The organism is Proteus hauseri (assembly GCF_040139125.1).
In the GTDB taxonomy this organism is placed as follows: Bacteria; Pseudomonadota; Gammaproteobacteria; order Enterobacterales; family Enterobacteriaceae; genus Proteus; species Proteus hauseri_B.
Window position 1 is genome coordinate 250553 of record NZ_JBEEUB010000007.1, and the last position, 22715, is coordinate 273267.

Here is a 22715-nt window from a genome sequence, read left to right on the forward strand (position 1 = left end):
GATATGCCTACCGATTTATATTTGAATAGTAAGCAAAAAGATCAATTAAAAGGAAGAATTATGGCTACCCCTCATATTAACGCAGAAATGGGCGATTTTGCTGATGTCGTTTTAATGCCGGGCGATCCGCTTCGTGCTAAATACATCGCTGAAACTTTTTTACAAGACGTTCGTCAGGTAAATAATGTTCGTGGTATGTTAGGTTTTACAGGTACGTATAAAGGCCGTAAAGTTTCTGTAATGGGTCATGGTATGGGTATCCCTTCCTGCTCAATTTACGCAAAAGAACTTATTACTGACTTTGGTGTAAAAGTTATCATCCGTGTTGGTTCATGTGGTGCAGTATTACCAGACGTAGAATTACGTGATGTTGTTATTGGTATGGGCGCATGTACTGACTCTAAAGTTAACCGTCTGCGTTTCAAAGACCAAGACTTCGCCGCTATCGCTGATTACCAATTAGTTCAAAACGCCGTTGATGCAGCGAAAGCGAAAGACATCAAAGTTCGCGTTGGTAACATCTTCTCTGCAGACCTGTTCTATTCACCAGACCCAGAAATGTTTGATGTAATGGTAAAATACGGCATCCTTGGTGTTGAGATGGAAGCTGCTGGTATTTATGGTGTTGCTGCTGAGTACGGTGCAAAAGCACTGACTATCTGTACTGTATCTGACCACATTAAGAAAGGTACACAGACTACTGCTGAAGAACGTCAAACTACCTTTAACGAAATGATTGAAATCGCATTAGAGTCTGTTCTGTTATTAGAAGACTAATCAATACATTCGTTGCTTAAAAATAATAAAAACTCAATTTTTTAAATTGGGTTTTTTTATATCTAATGACTTAATAATATAACTTAAAATATTAAATAAAGTATTTAATATCAATAGGTTGGTTTTTATTTTTTTTGAGTTGTAACTATCTATTTTCTTGACTATCAATAGTGTATTTTGTAGCCTATATAATATAGGTAATGGGATTGAATATCTCTATTCCTACATTTTTATAGCAAAGTAGGAGGGTAATATGAACTTTGATATGTGCATAGCCCAAAATTGTGCATCTTTTTTTAATCCGATAACAAAAGTATTTGTTGTGGTTGATTCATTTAATAATTATGAGTTTGATGTACGTACAGGAACTTTATCTCATACGGAATTTGTAGGTACGATTACTGCAACAAGTGATGAAGAATTGAATAAAAAACTCGCTGAGATCACGGCTGCGTATATATGATAACAGAGCAAGAAATCAATCAGTTAGTTGCAAATATTAATGAAATTCTTCAAGAAGATAGAGCTAAATTAAAAATATCATTCCATTTTGCAGTCGAAAGACTTAACGATAATCGAAATAATCCTCCAATTACTTTAAATGAACTTAAAACTATATTTATAAAATTTATTAAGCATCATTTACAGAAAATATTAGAGAAAGAAGAAGGGTTTTCTTTCACAATAAAATGTAAAGACTCAGGTATTGCAATCCCCTGTGCTATTGAGCATGAGTTTGATATTGGTTCAAAATGGGTAATACAACAAGTCATTACTATTATGCGAAAATGGGTTTTTAACGCTTATCACTGCGATGCTCTTTTTGAAATTTAGATAAATTCAATTTTTAAAATCATTATTTAATTTATTCTTTTTAATATATCTATTAGTTATAGAGGACCTCTTAGATGTTGATCATTAGAGCGTCAACTAAATAATAAAAACCCAATTTTTTAAATTGGGTTTTTATTATATCTAATGACTTAATAATATAAATTAAAAACTAAGGCGCATAAATATAGGTTTCTAAATAAGGGTCAACTTTAATTGCGTATTCATCCAGATCACTTAAATTAAGTGATGAGGGCTCTTTACACTCTTTCTTGCTGATAATGTTATTATCTTTATAAATAATCACACCATTAAAATACCAGCCTCTTCCTTCGCCATCATAAACAACATAACTGTAATTACCGTTCTTAAAGCGCACATAAGTAGAGGCTCCAGCTACAAATGTCTGGTGACCATAAAAAACGTTATTATTCTGTTTCTGAGGGACAGGAAGCGTAATCTCAGTTTTAGCTAATGTGCCATATCGATAGATTGGCGGTTTGCCTTGTTCAGCAAAAACACTTACGTATTTCCCATTTTCAAGCTGACAGGAATACTCTTTAGCTTCTACACTTGAGGACACTAATACGAATACAGCAGTTGCAATAATAGATGCTTTCATATTGTTCTCTCCATTAACTTCCATCTCATATTATTCGAGTATTATCTTAAGTATCGGCTAAGATCGCAAAATATGTAGAGTAAAAATTCCTAATAGTTTAGATGGGTAATCATATTTTCACTTTAACTGAAATTTATTGATTATGCAGAATAAATAACTATTTATAGTCATCCATTTTACCTTATCAAAATCAATAACAGTAAAATTAAACTTATGTGAAGCTTTATTCCTGTTTATTAATTAAAATTAAACATATCATCTGAATGAAAATTAAAAACCAGTGTTTTAGTTTGAAGTTTGAAAGGTTGATTGCATTTAATGCAATGGGTAGCGCTTTTATTGTGGAAAAAACAGATTAATACAATTTATTAAACTAAGAGCTTATTAATATCAGTGTGTTAGCTTTATTCTCCTTGTTTCTTTTTATTTATCAGTTGGTTGTGATTTATTTTATCAATGTCTTTGTTATTAAACACTTTTTCATTGTGATCTCAGTCACATAAAAGAGATTGTTAAAATAACAGCTTTGTAAATATAACTTTCCGTTACTTTTTAATTTATTGATATATATAACTATTATTCTCCTTATAGTGTTATTATGTGATTATACATTAGCACACAAGTCACTAACTTATTTAATAAGAAAATGTATAGTATTCATATGCAATTAATTTAAGTTACTGTCGGTTTTTATTTGGAGAATATAGTGAAAAATCAAGATTTATTAGGTCTATCTTCTGCTAACATTCTGAACGCTGAGTTTGAGAAGAAATACCATGACGTTATTGCTCACTTTTTCAGTCGTGATCCGAAGTATTGGCCGATATTTCAGGATAAAACAATCCAATCTATTACACAGTTTAGAAAAACAACAACCAATGATAACGACCAATTACAGCGTTATTCTAATGGAGCTGAATTATTCGAACGTTTAATGTCTGATACGCAAGTTCAACAGCATATTAATTATCCAGAAAATGATCCTAATGAACTGCTGATGCTCGTTTCTACACTGTGTAAAAACTGGGAAAATCCATTAGCTGTTGAAAACGTCATTGCAATGCCAAGTGATCCGGGTGTTTATGGTTCAATTTTAGGGTTAATGGGCAATCCTAATATGGTGTATTGCGAATACTCAGGTGTTGCTGATGCGCTAGAAAAAGTGACGATTAAAAAAGTCGCAAAACTGGTTGGTTACGATCCTGAAGTTGCATCGGGTGTGTTCACGCAAGGTGGCACCATGTGTAACTTATATGGCTACCTATTTGGTTTACGTAAATCGATGCCCAACTCTAAGCACTTAGGAATGGCAGCAGACCAAGATTATCGTATTATCAACTCTCAAGGTGGTCACTACTCAAATATGACTAACCTCGCACTGCTGGGTGTTGATGTTGATAACAAAACGATTCGTATTAAAGTGGCGGAAGATAACACTATCGACTTAGAACACTTAGAACGCGAATTAAGAGCCTGCTTTACGGTTAAATGTAAAGTACCAACCATTATGCTAACAACAGGCACAACGGATACCTTTGGTGTTGATGATGTTAAAGGTGTTTGTGAGCTGCGTGACCGCTTATGTGAAGAGTTTGAAGTTCCAGTTAAGCCACATGTTCACGTTGATGCGGCAGTGGGCTGGCCTATTATTTTCTTCTTAGAGTATGACTTTAGTGGCAACCCATTAGCCATTAATGATGCCACCTTAGAAGGTCTACGTCAGAATGTAGAAAAATTCAAACATCTGAAATATGCGGATTCTATTACCATCGACTTCCATAAATGGGGTTATGTGCCTTACACCTCAAGCTTAGTGTTAGTTAAAAATGGTAATGATTTTGTGGCGCTAGAGAACGATCCTGAAAACTTTACTTACTTTGAGCATGAGTTAGAAGGGCAAACCCACTTACAATCAACTATTGAATGTACACGTAGCGGCGTAGGTATTTTTGGTGCTTATTCAGCGATGCATTATATGGGAATTGAAGGTTATCAAACTATCATTGCTCATTGCCTGCAAAACGCAAACTACATGCGTCACCAATTATTAGAAATGGGCAATGCAAAAGTTATCGTGCCACAAAACCAAGGGCCAAGTGTTGGCTTTAAACTGTATGATCCTAACTTAGTTAAAGATCCTAACGTTGCTTTTGATTTAGAACTAACGTGCTCGACAGATAAAGACGCATATGACTTTATGGTCCATAACACGCAATGGCATAGAAAACTCTTTTTACAACGCGGTAGAGAAGGGTTATTTACTAACTGGGTTGATTCTATTGCTTGTTCTAAATATGCGAAAAACAACCGTTACGTTTATCTTCCGGGTGAAAAAGCGGTATTTATGAACCCAAATACAGAGCGTGCGCATATTGATAATTTTATGAAGATTTTAACTGAAATGAGTCAAAATATGAGCTCGAAAAAAACAGCGAAGATTTAATAAATCGGATAGTCGATAAATAAACATAACTGTACTTTAATGAGAATGTACCTTCTCAATTAGAGTACAGTTTTTTATTTGATATTAATTCTAACGCAATCGATGATTAATCTTGCAGATTATCTAAGTTGGCTATCTTTGCTGCCTCGGCGGTTATAACCACTAAACGCATTATTCTTTTTATCAATTGCCTCTTGGCAATTTACACAATAACGCACACCCGGTACGGCTTTTTGTCGAGCAAGTGAAATTGCTTCACCGCACTCATCACAAAACTCAGCACTTTCACCTTGTGCCATCTTATTGCGTGCTCTTGCAATGGCATCATCAATGGTGGCATCTATTTGCTCTTGAACAGCGCTATCATTTGCCCATCCACTCGCCATAATATTCTCCTATTCCAACAGCGAATATAGATACTATTATTGGGGTCTTGATTAAAAAATCAACAGTAATAATAAAAGAGAAAAGTAAAGCGTTGAAGTGAGCGTGTGGTTTTATGTTCAAGGTGCTAACGCGACTTAAATTGATTAAAGCCATAAAAAGAAAAATCCCCTCATAAAGAGGGGAAAAATTTCAGAGGCATAAACGTCGTTGTTATTGTTTTTGTTCTCTAATAAACAGAGAAAGGATAAAGAATAAGGCGACAAAGACGATGATTAGATTAAAGCCAACAGAAACACTATAGCTTTCTGATACTTGTCCAATTAACGAACCAGCTAATGCGCCACCTAATCCTGATGCAACATAAATTAATCCCATTACCGAACCACTTTTACTGGTTAATTTCGTTGCAACAGCGGCTGCGGTTGGAAACAGCACTGATAATGCAAAACCAAATACCATAAACAGATAAACCACATCTTGTACAAAAATACGGCTAACAATAATTGCCACTAAAGAGAACAGTGAAAACAGAATTAAGGTTTTGCGATCACCTAATGCAAGGTTAATAAAGCCACCAATAAAACGACCGATAGTAAATAAGAAGGCAAAGCTTGAAATAACGTAGGCTGCGGTTTCTGCTTTCTGGGCATTGGTCATATCACCAATATCCATCGAGGTATAGAAAATAGGGAAGAAGTTTAAAAACGCTGCTTCAGCCGCAACATAGAGAGTAATAAAGAAGATAACCAGCAGTAATGATTTTTGTGTTAGCAACTCTAAAATGTCACTAAACTTCATATCAACTTGCGCACTATTTTCTATTTTTAGGGTGCTTAATACCACAATAATAAGTGCGACAATAACGGCAACACCCACATAGAATGCACGCCATGAAATAGAGTGTGAAAATAGATATTGTAAAATAAGCGGTGTAACAATCATCCCTACGCCAAACATCGCATTAGAGACATTAAACATCATACCAGCTTTTTCTTTATAAAAAGTAGGGATAACGGTAACGATAGAAACTAACATCGAACCAATACCTAAACCAATGACAAGATAAAAGCCAAAGAATAACATCACATTAAATGCCAGGCTGGTTCCTGTTAAACCAACAGCCATCATTAATGAGCCAATAAACATCATGACTTTTAAGCCTTTCTTATCGGTAAAATAACCCGTTAATAAGCTAGCAATTAAAAAGCCAATTTGGAAAAAGGTAATTAGTGAGCCGACTTGGCTCATATTTAATGAAATATCGTGTTGAACTTGTTCTAGGATAAGCCCTTTTGTGTTCTGTATGCCACCGAGTAAAAACATCGTGACAAACAGGAGGAAAAAGACTTTCCATTTTTGTTGTTTAGCCATAATTTAATCCTGGTTTTTCTGCGGTGTATTATTTTTTAATAATGGTCTTATCTTTAGATGCGTTGTGTTTACCAATAGCATCAAATAACGCTTGTGTTGCCCAGCCATAACAGTAATAAAGCAGTGCATCACAATCACTCTCTTCAGCGGCAATAACGGCTTCAATTAATTGTTCGGCAGGTAAATTCCACATTTGAATACCGCTATAAATAAAGGTATTAGGTTGTGAAATTTGACGCACCCGATTATTTTGTTCCGCGACAAACCGAATCGGAAAACCTTGCTGTTTAAATGTCTCGTAAGAGAGATCATAAGGCAGTTCAAATAGACGTTTAAATGCCATAAAGGCACGCTCTTGGCTCTCGCTATCATGAGCAAAGTGGTTAATTAATCCTTGAACATCAGCGCCACCCCCTAATTTATGGTAAGGAAAATGCTTTAATGTTGAGGAGTACCGAGTTAATTGATGATAATCCTGTCCTAAAATCCAACTATAAGCCGGTGGCCATAAATCAAGCCATAAGGTAATTCCGCCCGCAGTTTGTTTAGCATCCGCCAGTAACTTTTCAACTAACTGCGTTACACTTTGTTGGCGAAATGTTTGCCATGCTTTTAATAACGGTTCTTCTTTTAATGCGGTAACCGGAGTCTCGAAATCCCCTTGTTTTAACGCATCTGCTAAAGCAGCAAGGCGATGTTTGATTTCATTGACGGGTAAACCTTGTTGCACCATTTTCTTTTCGCAATGTGGGCAAAAACAGGTAAATAATCCCGCTGGATTAACTTCTTTACCCGCCCAATCAGGAAAGCGAATTCGGTCGATTAAAAAGGTGTCATAGCCGTAGTTTTGCTTTAGTGCTGTGAACGTCTTTTGCCAAAGTTGTGCGACATCGGGGGCATTAGGACAGAGCCAATGCGCCTGTGGACGCCCTTTAAAATCGACAACTTGATTATTTTCTACCTCACCGATGAAATCACCATTGAGGATATTTGCCCATGGTATGACTTTGTATTTTCCGCCATCGGTTGCCTGTTTTATTACCATTAACGGATCTTCGCCCGCTAAAATAGTAGGATCAACGCGCTGGCTAAGGTGCGAAAACACGGTATTGGTATTGATATGCAGCGTTCCTGTGCCCATAACCACATTATGAATAGGGTTATGAGGTAAGTTACCTACCGGGTAAGGATTGCGTTCAAAAATCGTATTAATTTCAACAAAAAGATGCTCTACATGCTTCATACCGTCAAGGCGTTGAAGAATGGCTGGCATGCCTTCGTCTAAAATATCATGAGGATGAAGATGTATTCCTGCCATGAGTTGCTCTCATCTCGTTTAAAAATCTTTTTTATTTAAGATTATCTCAGTTGGATCTCGGGCATAAACTGAACTGAAGGATAAGCCGTCGCAAGCGCTAATATGGCGATGCCATATAACGGACCTTTTTCCAATAATTCAGAAAGCTCGATACTTACTTTTGTGTTAGCAAATAAATGCCTATCTAGATTTGCTTGTACTCGTGGTAAAAAAGCGGCAGCGGCACGTGTAATTCCACCTGTCAGTACCACTTTTTCCAGATTAGCAATGGCGACTAAATTCATAATGCCAATAGCAAGATAGTCTGCCATTTCTTCGATTAATGATTGAGCTAGTGAATCACCTTGTTGAGCCGCATTAATAATGTCAATGGCACTCTGGTGTTCACCGCGCAAACCTGTCATCCGTTCACTTAAACCTGATCCTGAACAGAAACTTTCAAAGCATCCTTTATTACGCCAGTTACGAAAAAGGTGATCGCGGGCAAACATCATATAGCCAATTTCACCTGCGGCATTGTTAGCACCGCGGATCACTTTTCCATCCATCAGTAATGCAGAACCTAAGCCAGTTCCAATGCCAATTAATGCGCAGCTATGAGTGTGGCGACAACGACCTTTCCACATTTCACCTACAAGTGCAGCACGAATGTCATTTTCAAGAACAACTTGTACGCCAAGCTTGTCTGTCAGATGTTGTGCTAATGGCAAATTATCCCATTGTGGTAAATTGGGAGAGCCTTCAAGTACAACCCCATTTTTGATATCGATGATCCCTGGTGTGGCAACGCCGATAACATTGATTTTTTTGCGGTCTACGCCGCTTTTTTCAATCACGTTTTCAATACTTTGAACAAATTTAGCTAAAAAGAGTTCACGATCATCAGTGTCAAAGGTTGATTCTTGATACTCATAAAGCAGTTCCGCATTTAGGTTAAAAACAGCATAAGCAATTTTTGTTCCGCCTAAATCGACACTCACACCTAAGCTGTGTTGAGGATCGTAATTAACTAATATGCCTTTTCTACCTTGTCCTGATGACGAACTAACGCCACTCTCATAAACGATTTTTTCTTCAAGGAGATCATTAATAATTTCAGATACCGTGGCTTTTGTGATGCCACTTATTTTTGCTATCTGAGCACGTGACAAAGGTCCTTGATGACGAATGACATTTAATACAAGAGAGGCATTCATTTGCCGTAATGTATTGGGCACGTTAGGTGTCACGTTATTACTCCATTTGTTTAGAAACAAAACTAAAAGATGTTTTTTTTATATAAAATAGTTTGTGAATACTATTTATGCACCTGATTATCTTTTTTGTAAAGTGTAAAACAGGTAATTAGTTTAGAAACCATCCCAAATGCGGATCAGATCACAATTTATTTATCTATTTAATTTGTGATCTATTTTTTAAAAAGATATTTTCTACAGATATTCTTAATGTAATAAAACAACTAAAATGAAACCGTCATTTATGGTATGAAAAAGAAGGTGTGTGATGAAAAAGGGCATGGTGTTAAAAACGGTGTTAGGGATAATGTTGTTATTTCCGCTTTATTCACAAGCAATTACACTAAGTGCATATCTTGAAGTAAAACAGCTTCTTGTGCAGAAAAAAACCAGTGAAGAGTTTAAATCAACTACTCAAGCTTATCTTAATGGTATTGCTAACGGCTTTAATTTTTATGCTGTATCTGTAAAAATACATAATCAAGGTACTGATTTTAAACCGCTTTATTGTCCGCCAGCTAAGACTGTGCAAAATGCAGATTTTATGATTGAGCATGTAGATAACTACTTGGAAAAATATCCGTTAGTTAAACAAAAACAGGCTGATAGCCCCATCGAACTCATCTATATTCAGGCATTACAAGACGTTTATCCTTGTAAAGATTAAAACAAAAATAGCCACAATCCCTGTGGCTAAAATGATTTGGTGTGCTCTTTTTCTTGTTATTTACTTCAGGTTGCTCTCTCATAAGCCCCTTGATGTAAAACACTCAAGCTATTGCTGGTTGCGCTTGTTTTACTGAAACAAGATGGCAGCAGTCGCTATCACCGGTTTTCTCAAACGTGGATAAACGGGTGATTAAGAGTGAATTCATGTCTGTTAATAATCCATCTGCATGCAATTTTTGCATGATGCTCTCATCGCAATCAGTTTGATTTTCGCGTTGATAAGCCACAGGTGTTACACCGCGTAATACAGTGAGTTGTCCTGCTAATGCTGGATTATCGGTTAATGCATAAACGGTATTATTTGGCATAAAACGTGATAATAACGTCACTGATTTGCCATTTTCTGTTAGGGCTGCAACGCTAAGATGTTTGTCGTCATGAAACGCAGTTGTTGCTGCCGCTAAGGCTATCCAACGTCCGGTTTGTGAATAATAAGACGGTGATTGCCATGGGTTCTCTGCATTGGCTGCAAAAGAACGTTCGGCGCCTTCAGCAACACGAGCCATTGCACTGACAGCCTCAACGGGGTATTTACCCGCTGCGGTTTCGGCAGATAACATAACGGCATCTGTACCATCGCCTACTGCGTTAGCGATATCCATCACTTCCGCGCGAGTTGGCATTGGGCTTTCAATCATCGATTCCATCATTTGGGTTGCCGTAATCACTGGGCAACCCAAAGCACGACAACGTGCAATTAACTGTTTTTGTGCACCCGGTAAGCTGGCATCGCCAATTTCCACGGCTAAATCGCCACGAGCAACCATAATGACATCAGAAGCTTTAATAATGTCATCCATGTTCTCTTCACAAGAGACGACTTCTGCGCGCTCTACTTTTGCAACTATTTTTGCATTACTACCCGCAGCAATAACGAGCCCGCGTGCATATTCAATATCTGCGCCATTACGTGGGAATGAAACGGCAATGTAATCTGCTTTAATTGCAGCTGCTGTGTGTATATCTTGCTTGTCTTTATCTGTTAATGCGGGTGCAGATAATCCACCACCTAATAAGTTAATGCCTTTACGGTTGGAAAGTTTTCCACCGACAGTCACTTTGGTTTCAATTTTATTGTTATTTACGGCACTGACTTGTAATTGAATATTGCCGTCGTCCAGTAACAGAATATTCCCTGGTGTAACTTCTTGAACAAGTTGAGGATAATCCAAGCCAACTTGTTGCTCATCACCTAATGTTGCCTCTAGATCTGCATTTAGGGTAAAGCTATCGCCTTGCTGTAATTGAACCGAATCGTTCTTAAAGTTAGCGATACGAATTTTCGGGCCTTGCAGGTCAGCTAAGATCCCGATGAATACACGATGTTTTTCTGCGACCTGACGGATAGTTGCGGCTGTTGCCTGATGCTGTTCGCTAGTACCATGTGAAAAGTTTAAACGAAATACGTTAGCACCTGCCAAAATCAGTTTTTCAATCATCTGTTCTGAGCAGCTAGCTGGGCCAAGAGTCGCAACAATTTTTGTCTTACGCATAATGACATTCTCTTTTTAAGGAGGGACACCTAATGGCATCCCTCAGTGACAACTTAATTTATTAATTTAGAGGGAAACTTTTTTCGCATTCCAGACTAGCGTCGCTAAGACCATGGACACGATGGCAGAACCAATCCAGAAGTACTGTACTGTGGTAAAGTCGTAGTTAGTAACACCACCCACTTCAGTGACTTTAATCAGTGAAGCTGAAATTAATTCTTGTGCCGATGCTGCAATGTAAGCAAACAGTCCGATAAAGCCTTTTACTGCACCTACTGCGTTTTTCGGCATCAGGTCACAAGCGGTTAAGCCAGCTAAGAACACAACCAGACCACCCATTGCGAAACCAACCATACTTAATGCAACAGCATCCATTACACGGCTTTGTGGACCCCAGAACATCAGTGCGAAACCAGCGATGTTAGCCAGACCATAAATCAGTGTAGGAATATGACGGTTAGCGTTAAACAGTTTGTCAGAAGCCATACCTGCTAAGATTGCGCCAAAGAAGCCAGCAATAGGGTAGGTAGACATTGCAAAACCCGCATCAATCAGTGAGTAGCCTTTTGAACCTTGCAGGTAAAGAACTGCCCATGAGCTGATTGCGTAGCGAGAGATATACATCGCCGCACAAGCTGCTGCGATAATCCATACTGTAGGTTGTTTTAAAACAAACAGTTGAGCACGACGAGTTTCTTTAGGATCACTTGATTTAATTGACTCTGATTCTTCACCATAAGCGGTTGCTGGATCAGGTAAGCCATAAGTACGAGGACGGTCTTTTAGGATCATTAGTAAAATGATACCAGCAGCAATACCGGCGATACCTGCACCGATAAAGCCCGCACGCCAGCCGAAGAAGCTCACTATCGTGGCAGTTAAGATCCATGTGATAGCTTCACCGATATTACGTGAACCACCCCAGATGGAATAAACGGTACCGCGCTGTTTTGGCGAGAACCACTGGAAGATAGACACGCAAGAAGGTGCTGAACCCACAGATTGGAACCAACCATTAATACCCCATAACAGGATAAAGAACAGGCTAGCGGTTGACATCCCCATGAAAATACAAATAAAGGAAGATGCAATCAACGAGATGGACATAAAGCGTCCAATATTGGCATAATCTGACAAGAAACCGTTAGAGAACTTACCAAATGCGTAGGTAAAGAAGAACGCAGAACCCATTAAACCGAGTTCAGAGGTTGTTACGATACCCGCATCCAGCATCGGTTTTTTCACCACACTGAGTGCCATACGGACTACATAGAACATGGCATAACCAAGAACGAGGCCGAAGAAGACCTGCCATTGGTGCTTTTTATATATTGCGCGGATCTTTTCACTTGACGCTTCTAACAGCGGCAGATCCTTTCTGGTTTTAAAGAAACTTAGCATAGAGATGACTCCGAATATTATTCATGTCTGAAGCTGATTTTGGTTTTCAGTGCTGATGCTATTCATTTAGGTCATCTTGGTGCAAAAGTAGGTTTTTGAGTCAGCGCTGACACATTCGGCTGAATTGACGAGTCAAATTTGTAACATCGCTATTTGGTGTTGGTTTAAAAATGAGTGAAGATATCGATGTATCATTGCTGCAAATGAGTCACTAAAGACTCATCAGCCAAAAATAATAAATATTGCTAAATATCAGAAGTTTGAAGTTCGACACATTTTTCTGTTTATTCAAAACAAAACCAGGGGTACGTCATGAGAATAAAAATAACACTTAGCCTCGTCTGTTTACTGTTTAGTTGGCTGTTTATCACTCCAGTACGTAGTGATGAGCAGCCTCTCATTATTCTGACGACACTTTCTGATACACCAATGCGCCCTCTAACCGAGGCGTTTAGCGCACGTTATCCTGATACAAAAGTACAGGTTGTGTATCGCCGCGTTGCTATTGCGACTCGTATGATGAAACAGTATCCAACACAACCTGTTGATATTGTGATGTCATCTTCAGCAAACTTTTTTCATCATTTAGATAGAGAAGGGCTACTTGCTCGCTTGCCCGTTAATTATGAAACACCAAAATGGCTAATGCGCCATAGCGATATCTTAAATGACAAAATAACCACCGTAGGTTATTCCGGTATTGGCATTATGAGTAATACACAATACCTACAAAAACACGGTATTCCCGCCCCTAAAAGTTGGATTGATTTAAGTAATCCCATTTATCAGGGGCATCTCACTATGACGACACCCGCAAACTCTGGCACTATGCAACTGATGGTTGAAAATGTGTTACAAGAGTACGGTTGGGATAAAGGCTGGCAGATATTACTTGAGACTAGCGGCAATTTATCTTCCATTTCGGCACGCAGTTCACGGGTTGGTGATGCCGTAGCGAGAGGCATTGTTGGCGCTGGACCTATTATTGATAATTACGCGTTTAATCATCAAAAACGCTTTGATTTTGTTGAATTTAGTTATTTTGATAAATCGATTATTTTGCCTGCTTATTTGGCAATTGTTGCTGAAAGTAGTAAGCGTGATACTGCTGCAAAATTTATTGCATTTCTGTTGTCTGACGAAGGGCAAGAGATTATCTATAAAAGTGATATGGCAAAAATTCCACTGAGTAAAGAGATCTTAGGTAATAACGATGAGCTTGCCAATAACACCGAGTTTATCTTAAACAGTAATGAAGCTTATCGTCGTAGTGAAGTAGTTAATGCCCTATTTGACCAGATGATCACCCATAATTTCCCCTTAATGAGACAAGTGTGGAATGATATTCATGAAGCGGAAAGACAAGAAAATAAAACCCCTGAGCGAATTTTAGCAATCAGTAAAGCACGTAAAATAGCCAGTACTGTATTAATTAGTGAGAAGGATGCTAATTCTCCAACACTTCAAGCGTTATTTATGAAAGAAGCGGATCAACGAGAATATTCAGACCAAGCATTAGCCGTGCTTTATCAATGGCGTACACAAGAAGCACAAAATCTCGAACAAGCACTTGCCTTACTCAAAGAGACAAAATCACCCTGATCGCCTTGTGGTACAGATATACAGCAGGAAGCGCTGTTTTAATGAAAGGTATTACGGATGAAAATATTGATGCCTAAGCAATTTGGCAAACTAGGTAGACGCCTTTATATGGCGTTTACGTTTAGTTCACTACTCACCTTACTTATCGGTGTGGTGATCTTTTTTATGTGGGGAAAACTGGCGACTCAAATTAATGCGTCAGTGGGAGATTCCCTACCTATGTTGACCACCAGTTATAATATGGAGCGTTATAGCACCAATTTACAAATGCTATTAAAAGAGCGAGAACAAACACAACGTAAATCGATTTCAGAGCAACAAAAGCAACAAATTCATCAGTTACTCGATAATTTACGTGAGTTTCCGATAGAGCAAAAACCGCAACGCGATTTTTATACTCAGCTTGTCGATGAGTTAACAAACATTATTGCTAAGCAAGATGTCCTGTTAGATAAACGTCGTGAATTAGAAAATAGGCTGGCACAACTGCTAGGGCAACTTGCGTGGATGCATGACGCGGTAGGCGAAGATATTAAGCCGCTACTTAATGAAATTGAGTGGCATGTTAGTCAAATGATCCAAGAGAAAAACGTTCAAGAAAATAGCTTACAGTTATTGCTTGAATCAACATTATTACAAGAGCTATTTACCACAGAAAACGAGCTGATTAGCTTGGTTGAAGAGATTGCTCATCAGCGATATAGCCGTGATATTGATGTCGCCTTTCACTATATTAATGTCAAAATCGACGAAATTATTGCGCTTAACCAAAAGTTAAAAAGCTTTCCATCAACAATAGCGCATCGCCAAGTATTGCAAGAGATTATCGCTATTACACGTTATGGCGGTGAGATTTATCAGACCTTACTGGATGATGTTGAAAACGAGAAAAAACTTAAATCGCTAACCCCTGAATTGACACAAAAACTAACCCAATTTGATGATGCTGTTCGAGGCAATGTCTTTGCAACCAGTGAATCGTTAAATGAGCTTAATGCCAATACGCGCAAATTAATGGGGACGGGGAAAATTGTCATTGTTGTGATTATTGTTGCATCACTCTTACTCAGTATTATTGTGATGAAAATTCTTATCGACAGACGACTAATCGCAAGACTCAATAAACTAAGTGACGATTTAGCCAATGTTGCCAAAGGCAATTTAACTGAGCCTGTTTTAATTGATGGGCAAGATGAAATAGGTCTATTAAGTCGGCGTTTACGACGTTTTTGGCGACAAATGAAGGAAGTTGAAACCAGTAATGCACTCAACTTAATTAACAATACTGATGCAAGTCTGATTACGTGTCATCATGATGGCAGAATGGAAACGGTCAACCCTAGTGCGGCAACGCTACTAGGAACAGGAAAAGAGCAAAGTAATAAGCCTTTATGGCTGCTCTTTAGTGGTGAAGCCAGCACCATGTTAAAAGCGCAGTTTAGTTCAACAAGTCAGCTTTATCTTTTAGGTCAAAGTGAATGTATTATCCGAATGATAAAAGCGGGAGAGCCCCATTTTTTACAATTTAATATTCGTGAATACCCTCATAAAGAAGAGCACAAATATATTGTGACCATTACCGATATTACTCGCCAAGAGTTAAATCGATTAGAGCTTCAACGACTGGTAGCGCTGAAAACACAAGATTTACAAGAGAAAAATCAACAGCTAAATGAAGAAATAGTACGTCGAGAGCAAGCGCAAAAGCACCTAATTCAGACACAAGAAGAGTTAGTGCAAGCGGCAAAAATGGCAGTGGTTGGACAGGCAATGACCAGTTTAGCCCATGAACTTAATCAGCCACTCTCAGCGATAAATACTTATCTTTATAGTGCAAAACTCACCATACAGATGCAGAAATATGAGCAATTACCCGACTCTATTGAGCGCATCGAAAAGCTGTGTGCTCGAATGAATCGAATTATTACGGCACTGCGTAATTTCTCAAGAAAATCATCTTCTGAAATCAGCTTTGTTTCAGCGCCATTAAAAGAGCTGGTGGAAAGTGCCATGGTATTGGTAGAGTCTCGCTCTAAACGACAGCAGTGCAAAATAATGAATAATGTGCCAGATACGCTGACTATTTGTGCTGATCCGACACAAATAGAGCAAGTGTTGGTTAATTTATTTGTTAATGCGATGGATGCTATCGCGGGTATTGGTGAAAGTCAGATCTCAATTGATCTGTTATCTGTTGATCCTAAACGTAAACTAGTAGGTATTGCTGATAGTGGTAAAGGATTTAATTTCGATGTTTTACCTAAGCTATTTACGCCATTTACCACCACAAAAGATGTGGGATTGGGATTAGGGTTATCTATTTGCCGTTCTATTATGCAACGGTTTGGTTACGATATTTATTTGGCATCAGCGTTAAACGGTGGCGCCATGGTTGTTTTGGAGTTTACTAATGACACAATCACTAATGCCTGATGTTGATGTTCTATTAATTGATGATGATGAAGATATTCTTGAGTCTTATCGCCACCTACTCAATCTTGCTGGCATGGTTGCCCGAGTCACTGATTCGCCTGAAAAAGCGTTAAATGCATTAACGCCAGAGTGGCAGGGTGCCGTGGTTCTTGATATTTATATGCCAGCGATGAATGGCATGGAAGTATTAGAACGCATTAAACAAATAGACTCACGGATCCCTGTTATTATGATAACCGGACACGGTGATATTCCGCTTGCGGTTGAAGCGGTGAAAAAGGGTGCTTATGATTTTATTGAAAAGCCCATTAATCCACCTGCTTTTTTAGAGCTAGTTGCCAAAGCGCATAAAGAGCGACAATCTATTCTTGCGCTTAGAAATACCATGATAAGTACCACTCAAGAGCGTTTAATTGGTGATAGCGCACAAATCACCGCAATTAGACAACAAGTGCAGCAAATTGCCGACATTGATAAAGATTTAATGATTGAAGGTGAAATGGGGACTGGGCGTCATCTTCTTGCCCAACTGTTACATGAATTAAGCCCTCGTAATGAACAAAGTATTCAAACGATAGATTGCCAAAACTTACCTGATATCAAGCAAGTGATAGAGCAGATAGAAGAAGAGGGTACAGGCACACTGATTTTGCGCTCACCTTACTATTTATCATCAGAAGCACAGCGTTGGTTAAGCTCATATTTATTAGATATAGAACGCCAAGGTAAGCGCCATTTTAGAACCATCGCTATTTTAGAAAATAATACCCAAGAACTGGTAACAGAAGGGCGATTAATTCCTGAGTTCTATTATTACTTCTCACAAATTACCTTTTCATTGCCACCATTAAGTGCGCGACGCCCGGATATTATTCCGCTATTTAGGGCTTTTTTACGTCAAAGTGCACAACGTTTAGGTATTGCTATTCCTAAAATTGATCGTAACTATCTCGATATTTTAAAACGCTATGACTGGCCGGGTAACATTCGTGAGCTACGAAATGTTGCTGAACTTTATGCGGTTGGAATTGTAAAAATGGTCGATAGTGAACAGCATCGCGCTATTATTCCACCCGAAGGGCCTTTAGATAACTTAGTCGATGAATATGAACGTCGCTTAATTGAAGATGCGTTATATCTCTTTGCAGGGCGAGTGAGTGATGTGGCGGATTATTTAGGTATTCCACGTAAAAAGCTCTACTTACGTATGAAAAAGCATGATCTAGATAAAGAGAGTTATAAACCTAAGATGTAATTAGGAAATGAGTACTCCAGTGTTACTAACGACTAATCACAAAGAAGCGCCTAACCGGCGCTCTTTAACGTGTTTTTTACTGCTTGATAATCGATAAAAAATTATCGAGAAGCAAGCGTCACAAAGTCACCTGACCATTTGCTGGTAAATTCAATCCGTAATGCTCCTTCCCATGAACCATCTGGCAATGCTGCTAAAGGTGCTGATTGCGTATTACTGATTACATTAAATAAAAATGCGTTTTGTCTATTTTTAAGCTCACTTTTTTCATCATCGCTATTTGTTGCAACTAATCCACCATTAACACCTTTATGGTTATCAATAATAGTTGTCTCGCTATGTGTTGATAACGATTTACCATTCCAATGGGTATTAACGGTTAATACTGACTTATCTGTGGTGTTCTTTAGTTCATTGCTAATGACTTTTGAGGTTAATTTAAAATCTGTTGCACCTTCAACATCTTTAACCGTGATATCAAAAGAGCCTTCTTGTGAATTAAAGCGTTTTTCATTTTCAGCAAATTCAAAATGCAGGGCATTTAATGGGGTGACACCTAATTCACTTTGCGGTTTTTTTACTGCGGTTGCACGCCAATTTGCTGTGGTCTGCAATGATAAAGCATCTGCGGCATAAGTTGTGTTGGTCACAAAAAAGGTAAGTAGCAAGGCTAAGGATGATGTTATTTTTTTCACAGTTTATTCCTAAAAGGTAAAGTCGATGCTAATAGCTATATCGGCTAAGAAATATTTTTCATGAGTCTGTTATTTTACTATTTAGATAGTCTAAAAATGAGTAATCATAAGCAAAATTATCAAATCAATTCAAAAAATATTCTATTAAAATTAGGCTAAAAAAATAGGAATAAAATGTAATAGAAATACATTTATGATAAATAATGTAAAACTTATATTTATCAATAAATTAATGTTGGTTGGTAGTCTGTTTATGACTAGGTTATTAATCTCTACCCAAGTAAATATTACAAAAGATAAATTAATTTAACGAATTATATATTTAAAAAAATAATATGTTTTCTGTTGTTACATTATTTTGCAATTAGAGTAAATTCTAAAAGTGAGAGTCAGTTAATGAAAATAACGTAAGATAATAAGTATAAGAACGTAGTTAAGTGGAGGTGAAAGGGAAGAGGAAGAAAAAGAGGAATAAATGCAGATGAGTAATAAAAGGTAATAAAAAAGAGCAATAAGAGAGAAGCAAGTAAATTAAATAAAAAAAGAGAGTAATATTATTTATTACCCTCTGATTTATTTAATAATAAACTGTTTTTTAATTAGTATTACAGCCATTTTCTAATGAAATATAGCGATCAAAAGCAATAATAAATTGCTTATGCTCTTTCTTAAGCCAAGGGTGTTGATAACTTTCACCGGGTAACAGTTGTAAGATTTTTGCATTCTCTTCATCTGAATCACATTTATCATTAAGAAGTAAACGAAAATAGGTATTACCTGTGTTTGTTATTGTGCCTGCAACATTATCGTGATTATATGCAAAATTAAGTTCACGAGGGCGTATCACCATTACCGTATTTAATCCCACGGTGGGAACCACTAAAGGCTGCTTGGTGTTTTCATTATAAGGCACCAAGTTAACGGGCGTTTCTTCAATAATAATACGGTAATAGCGCTCTTTATTATCGCTGATACCTTTATAAAATAATTTAAAAAACTCATGTTCACCGGGTAATAATACTTTTTGCAGCGGTGTATAAAGTATTTCACCATTTTCTATTGGAAGTTGTACTTCATCTTTCTCTTTACCACCTGGTTTTTCAATTTTATAAATATGGATTTTATAAAGGTTTGTTCTATCTGTGTTATTAAGGTAAGTACGAGAAAAAAATGTTTTATTCGATTCTAAAGTAAAGACTTCAGAATCGATATAAAGTGCATTGGCATAAAATGTGAGCCCAGAAAGGAGTAGTGTGCCTATTGCTTTTAATAATGTGTTCATAACAGGCTTTCCAATGGTGAATTTAAAGTAAGTTATCTAATAGTACCGCAAAATCAGAATGATGTGGCAATAATCCTATCTGTATTCTAAAAAAGAAAACGGATATAAATTACTGTTTATATCCGTTAGTTATATTGTCTTTTCAATTAATGAATATCAGGACCAGACCACTCCGCAAATACATTGACATAACCGCTTGCCTCTACAACACCAATCCAATCTTCACCCTCTAATGAATATAGCGAAGTGCCCTCATTCATTGGAAATGAGAGTTGTAAATCAGTGCGGTAAAAATAGCCCTCTAAATGATAAGGATAAGGCCATGTGGTTTCTGTCCATAATGCATCTTTAAGATCTACCGGGGCATTATTACAAGCGCTTCGTGCTGATATTTTTTGTCCACGTTCATTGGTATAAGAAAGGTAAGCTGAAAATGGTACGTTTATTTTTTTATCTTTTGAGGTAAATAAACAATAAGGTTGACCTCTAATCGTTGTTTGAGGTCCTTCAACTGAGGCAGTAATTTTATCGGCTTGGCGAAAGGCACTGGTGGTAACGATATAGTCAAAAAGCAGTGGGGGTTCTTTATCGCCCACTTTGCCTTCACGATGGGGTTTGCTTACTAAATCTTTGGAAACAATGCTAATACCATAATCGCGAGGCTTAATAATGAGTGTATTGGAAGGGGTAAATTCATAATAACCAGATTGTGGTGCTACATTATTTTTAAATAAAAATGTAAACATATCTTGACTTCGAGATAAGTCAATTTTGTTGTCAATAATTTTTTTTAGAAAACTATTAGCCATGAATATATAAATTTTATCATCACTTTGACCAAGTAGATCTGTTAGCTTTAAATAATTAGTAATACTTGAAGTATTATCATCAAATGTTTGCCATTTATTATTTCCATTACCAATTAATAAATCATTTTTACTAATAAGCTTATTATTCATTATAGTGGGTGAAACATTCACCCGAATGCCTAATTTACTACTACCAAAACTATCAATACTACCTTTAAAATCATATTCTCCTAATGCGCACATCACACCATTCTGTTTATTAATAGTTGCAATTTCGCAGAATTTAGAACCTAGCCCTAAAATAGGATTACCATTACTATCAACAAATATTTCTTGTAACGCATTGGTCGATTTCAATTTTAGATGTGCAACTTTGGTGGCAGTGAGATCGAGATTTTCCGTTTTTCCTCCTACATCTTGACATGTTTGGTTATTATTAATGTCATAATCATTTCTGGTATAGCATGTGTAAAGATGAAAGGTATCACTCCCATTGATACTTTTATTTTTCAGATACTCATAAAATGATTGTGAAAATGCAGGTCTGACATAATTGGATTCCCGTACAGTTTTTTCTTGGTATAAATGATAAAAACCATCTTTTGCTACAACATCCGGTGCAATATAAGAGTTAGGACAACCATTACCAACCATACAACGATTACCTATATAAGGATAATCTACGGGAGAATCTACTAACCAAACATCCATATATATTTTAGTTGTGGGACTAATATGCATTTCATTTTTTCCCATATATCCAATACTGATATTATTTGCAGCATATTTGGATAATTGGCTTGGTCCTGTAAAACGGTAGTCAAGATCAACTGATGTAACAAAATATTCATTATCAATATTATTTTCTATTATCATATACCAGTTTTCAGTTGGTCTGCTTAGTGTACAAAATGAGCTTGTTATTAAAGCTAAAAAAATAAAATAGCGAAAAATAAACACGGATATTCTCCTTTAATCTCGACTCGCTAAAATAGTTTGAGGATCACAAATAATATCCCCTACCCATAACACGCCTCGGGCTGAAGAGAGATCCAATTCTGCTTCACATACCTGTTTATCATCTTGTTGCAATGAAATAACCGGGTAACGTTTATCTACGTCCATGGCAAATTGCCCTTGAGCATCAGTTTGAGTACGACCTATGTGGTTACGTACTTGCGCACTGGCTAATAGCGTGCCGTCTGGCGCTTTCATGCGACCAAATACTGTTACCATCTGTTTTAATTCAGGTTGATGAACCGCAACGTTACCGGGATAAAGCACTACATTTTTTACCCGCCCTGAGGCGATATCAAAGCTGTCTTCACTGTGTTTATCGTTCAGTAACTCAATTTTGTAAGTGCCATACGGCGATAACGGAATAAAGTTATTATTACCCGAAAGAATAAAGCGCTGACCATTTACATTAGCCGCAATATTCCCTTCACCCTCAATGCCGGTTTTCACTATCACACCCGCTGTTTCTTGTTTACCACTTGCCGAGAAATTCATATCGCTGTAAGCAAATGAACCTCTAGCGGTTAACGTGGTATTAAAGCGATCATTGTTAGGGCGATTCATGGTTAACGTACCAGTACTGTATTTGGTATCAAACATGCCATAGCCGTTGACGGCAAAATCGCTGTCAGTGCCATCTTTATCATGTAAGAGTGTCGAAACCGAAAGTCCCGCACTGCGGATTGCCGAATCTTCAAAGTTTTTCGAGGCGGAAAGTTCGCCACGCACATTACCGTTGCTAGAAGAGACACCAGCACTGAGCCAAGTGGCTAACGGTAAAGAGAAATCGAGGGTGATGTATTTTTCATTGGTGCTGTTTTGGTTATCGTAATGATAACGCTGAACACCGGCGCGTAAACTCATTGAGCCATAACGCCCGGTATAAAGAGACGTTGAATATTCAAAGCTTTTTGATTTGTTTTTATCACGTAAATCTTTGGTGTAAGAGTAGGTAAATGAGCCAGCGTATTCCCAAAATTGCGTGAAATTCAGCGTGGTACCAAACGAGTAGTTA

Annotated in this window: 19 protein-coding genes; 8 read left to right on the forward strand and 11 right to left on the reverse strand. The window is 37.5% G+C overall.

The genetic code is table 11. The annotated features are described in order from the left end of the window. The first annotated feature begins 60 nt into the window (after positions 1 to 60). From deoD to ABN099_RS13330, 3 genes are all read left to right on the forward strand, one after another. Positions 61 to 777: a purine-nucleoside phosphorylase gene (deoD, locus tag ABN099_RS13320; RefSeq protein ID WP_349464332.1), complete on the forward strand. Its 717-nt coding sequence runs from the start codon at positions 61 to 63 to the stop codon at positions 775 to 777. Positions 778 to 1030: 253 nt separating this feature from the next. Continuing rightward, on the forward strand, positions 1031 to 1240 hold the full coding sequence (locus tag ABN099_RS13325; RefSeq protein ID WP_109410045.1) for a hypothetical protein: 210 nt from the start codon (positions 1031 to 1033) through the stop codon (positions 1238 to 1240). Next, positions 1237 to 1611: a hypothetical protein gene (locus ABN099_RS13330; RefSeq protein WP_349464333.1), complete on the forward strand. Its 375-nt coding sequence runs from the start codon at positions 1237 to 1239 to the stop codon at positions 1609 to 1611. The genes ABN099_RS13325 and ABN099_RS13330 overlap by 4 nt, the downstream gene beginning before the upstream one ends. Before the next feature lie 169 nt (positions 1612 to 1780). Here ABN099_RS13330 and ABN099_RS13335 read toward each other — a convergent pair whose 3' ends face one another. Further along, positions 1781 to 2230 (reverse strand): hypothetical protein, encoded by a 450-nt coding sequence (locus ABN099_RS13335; protein WP_349464334.1) that lies wholly within the window; start codon positions 2228 to 2230, stop codon positions 1781 to 1783. Between the two features lie 706 nt (positions 2231 to 2936). Here ABN099_RS13335 and ABN099_RS13340 point away from each other — a divergent pair. After that, the gene (locus tag ABN099_RS13340; protein ID WP_349464335.1) at positions 2937 to 4673 is read left to right on the forward strand and encodes a pyridoxal phosphate-dependent decarboxylase family protein; all 1737 of its coding nucleotides are present in this window, start codon (positions 2937 to 2939) and stop codon (positions 4671 to 4673) included. A gap of 119 nt (positions 4674 to 4792) precedes the next feature. Here the strand turns inward: ABN099_RS13340 and ABN099_RS13345 are convergent, their stop codons facing one another. From ABN099_RS13345 to ABN099_RS13360, 4 genes are all read right to left on the reverse strand, one after another. Further along, on the reverse strand, positions 4793 to 5059 hold the full coding sequence (locus tag ABN099_RS13345) for a DksA/TraR family C4-type zinc finger protein (protein WP_349464336.1): 267 nt from the start codon (positions 5057 to 5059) through the stop codon (positions 4793 to 4795). Between the two features lie 211 nt (positions 5060 to 5270). Continuing rightward, entirely contained in the window at positions 5271 to 6431 is a 1161-nt protein-coding gene (locus ABN099_RS13350; protein ID WP_349464337.1) for an MFS transporter, read from the reverse strand. Positions 6432 to 6459: 28 nt separating this feature from the next. Further along, complete coding sequence (locus ABN099_RS13355; RefSeq protein ID WP_349464339.1) at positions 6460 to 7749, reverse strand: hypothetical protein; 1290 nt, start codon at positions 7747 to 7749, stop codon at positions 6460 to 6462. Between the two features lie 41 nt (positions 7750 to 7790). Then, the gene (locus tag ABN099_RS13360; RefSeq protein ID WP_349464340.1) at positions 7791 to 8978 is read right to left on the reverse strand and encodes an ROK family transcriptional regulator; all 1188 of its coding nucleotides are present in this window, start codon (positions 8976 to 8978) and stop codon (positions 7791 to 7793) included. A 274-nt stretch (positions 8979 to 9252) separates the two neighbouring features. Between ABN099_RS13360 and ABN099_RS13365 the strand changes: the two genes are divergently transcribed. After that, positions 9253 to 9651 carry a hypothetical protein gene (locus ABN099_RS13365; RefSeq protein ID WP_349464341.1) on the forward strand — a complete coding sequence of 133 codons (399 nt, stop codon included), beginning with the start codon at positions 9253 to 9255 and terminating at the stop codon, positions 9649 to 9651. A gap of 103 nt (positions 9652 to 9754) precedes the next feature. Here the strand turns inward: ABN099_RS13365 and pyk are convergent, their stop codons facing one another. Both pyk and ABN099_RS13375 read right to left on the reverse strand, forming a co-directional pair. Further along, a complete protein-coding gene (gene pyk / locus ABN099_RS13370) occupies positions 9755 to 11206 on the reverse strand; it encodes a pyruvate kinase (protein ID WP_349464342.1) in 1452 nt (483 codons plus the stop codon). Positions 11207 to 11272: 66 nt separating this feature from the next. Further along, a complete protein-coding gene (locus ABN099_RS13375) occupies positions 11273 to 12607 on the reverse strand; it encodes an MFS transporter (RefSeq protein WP_349464344.1) in 1335 nt (444 codons plus the stop codon). A 312-nt stretch (positions 12608 to 12919) separates the two neighbouring features. Here ABN099_RS13375 and ABN099_RS13380 point away from each other — a divergent pair, with 312 nt between their 5' ends. From ABN099_RS13380 to ABN099_RS13390, 3 genes are read left to right on the forward strand one after another with little or no spacing between them, the layout of a single operon-like run. Then, positions 12920 to 14209, forward strand: a complete 1290-nt coding sequence (locus tag ABN099_RS13380) for an ABC transporter substrate-binding protein (protein ID WP_349464345.1) — start codon at positions 12920 to 12922, stop codon at positions 14207 to 14209. Between the two features lie 57 nt (positions 14210 to 14266). Further along, positions 14267 to 16642, forward strand: coding sequence for an ATP-binding protein (locus ABN099_RS13385; RefSeq protein ID WP_349464347.1), 2376 nt, complete (start codon positions 14267 to 14269; stop codon positions 16640 to 16642). Then, complete coding sequence (locus ABN099_RS13390) at positions 16620 to 17897, forward strand: sigma-54-dependent transcriptional regulator (RefSeq protein WP_349464348.1); 1278 nt, start codon at positions 16620 to 16622, stop codon at positions 17895 to 17897. Before ABN099_RS13385 ends, ABN099_RS13390 begins: the two co-directional genes overlap by 23 nt. 101 nt (positions 17898 to 17998) lie before the next feature. On the opposite strand, the gene ABN099_RS13395 is transcribed toward ABN099_RS13390, so the two are convergent. From ABN099_RS13395 to ABN099_RS13410, 4 genes are all read right to left on the reverse strand, one after another. Beyond that, on the reverse strand, positions 17999 to 18592 hold the full coding sequence (locus ABN099_RS13395; RefSeq protein ID WP_349464350.1) for a common pilus major fimbrillin subunit EcpA: 594 nt from the start codon (positions 18590 to 18592) through the stop codon (positions 17999 to 18001). Positions 18593 to 19187: 595 nt separating this feature from the next. After that, the gene (locus ABN099_RS13400; RefSeq protein ID WP_349464351.1) at positions 19188 to 19874 is read right to left on the reverse strand and encodes a fimbrial protein; all 687 of its coding nucleotides are present in this window, start codon (positions 19872 to 19874) and stop codon (positions 19188 to 19190) included. A gap of 146 nt (positions 19875 to 20020) precedes the next feature. Continuing rightward, positions 20021 to 21643, reverse strand: a complete 1623-nt coding sequence (locus ABN099_RS13405; protein ID WP_349464352.1) for a fimbrial protein — start codon at positions 21641 to 21643, stop codon at positions 20021 to 20023. Positions 21644 to 21655: 12 nt separating this feature from the next. Beyond that, positions 21656 to 22715: CS1-pili formation C-terminal domain-containing protein (locus tag ABN099_RS13410; RefSeq protein ID WP_349464353.1), on the reverse strand; the 1060-nt coding region annotated here is incomplete at its 5' end.

Excerpts from the sequence above, each read along its gene's own strand:
- deoD (WP_349464332.1), top strand. The coding sequence starts at position 61 with ATGGCTACCCCTCATATTAACGCAGAAATGGGCGATTTTGCTGATGTC.
- ABN099_RS13325 (WP_109410045.1), top strand. The coding sequence starts at position 1,031 with ATGAACTTTGATATGTGCATAGCCCAAAATTGTGCATCTTTTTTTAAT.
- ABN099_RS13330 (WP_349464333.1), top strand. The coding sequence starts at position 1,237 with ATGATAACAGAGCAAGAAATCAATCAGTTAGTTGCAAATATTAATGAA.
- ABN099_RS13335 (WP_349464334.1), bottom strand. The coding sequence starts at position 2,230 with ATGAAAGCATCTATTATTGCAACTGCTGTATTCGTATTAGTGTCCTCA.
- ABN099_RS13345 (WP_349464336.1), bottom strand. The coding sequence starts at position 5,059 with ATGGCGAGTGGATGGGCAAATGATAGCGCTGTTCAAGAGCAAATAGAT.
- ABN099_RS13350 (WP_349464337.1), bottom strand. The coding sequence starts at position 6,431 with ATGGCTAAACAACAAAAATGGAAAGTCTTTTTCCTCCTGTTTGTCACG.
- ABN099_RS13355 (WP_349464339.1), bottom strand. The coding sequence starts at position 7,749 with ATGGCAGGAATACATCTTCATCCTCATGATATTTTAGACGAAGGCATG.
- ABN099_RS13365 (WP_349464341.1), top strand. The coding sequence starts at position 9,253 with ATGAAAAAGGGCATGGTGTTAAAAACGGTGTTAGGGATAATGTTGTTA.
- pyk (WP_349464342.1), bottom strand. The coding sequence starts at position 11,206 with ATGCGTAAGACAAAAATTGTTGCGACTCTTGGCCCAGCTAGCTGCTCA.
- ABN099_RS13375 (WP_349464344.1), bottom strand. The coding sequence starts at position 12,607 with ATGCTAAGTTTCTTTAAAACCAGAAAGGATCTGCCGCTGTTAGAAGCG.
- ABN099_RS13380 (WP_349464345.1), top strand. The coding sequence starts at position 12,920 with ATGAGAATAAAAATAACACTTAGCCTCGTCTGTTTACTGTTTAGTTGG.
- ABN099_RS13385 (WP_349464347.1), top strand. The coding sequence starts at position 14,267 with ATGAAAATATTGATGCCTAAGCAATTTGGCAAACTAGGTAGACGCCTT.
- ABN099_RS13390 (WP_349464348.1), top strand. The coding sequence starts at position 16,620 with ATGACACAATCACTAATGCCTGATGTTGATGTTCTATTAATTGATGAT.
- ABN099_RS13400 (WP_349464351.1), bottom strand. The coding sequence starts at position 19,874 with ATGAACACATTATTAAAAGCAATAGGCACACTACTCCTTTCTGGGCTC.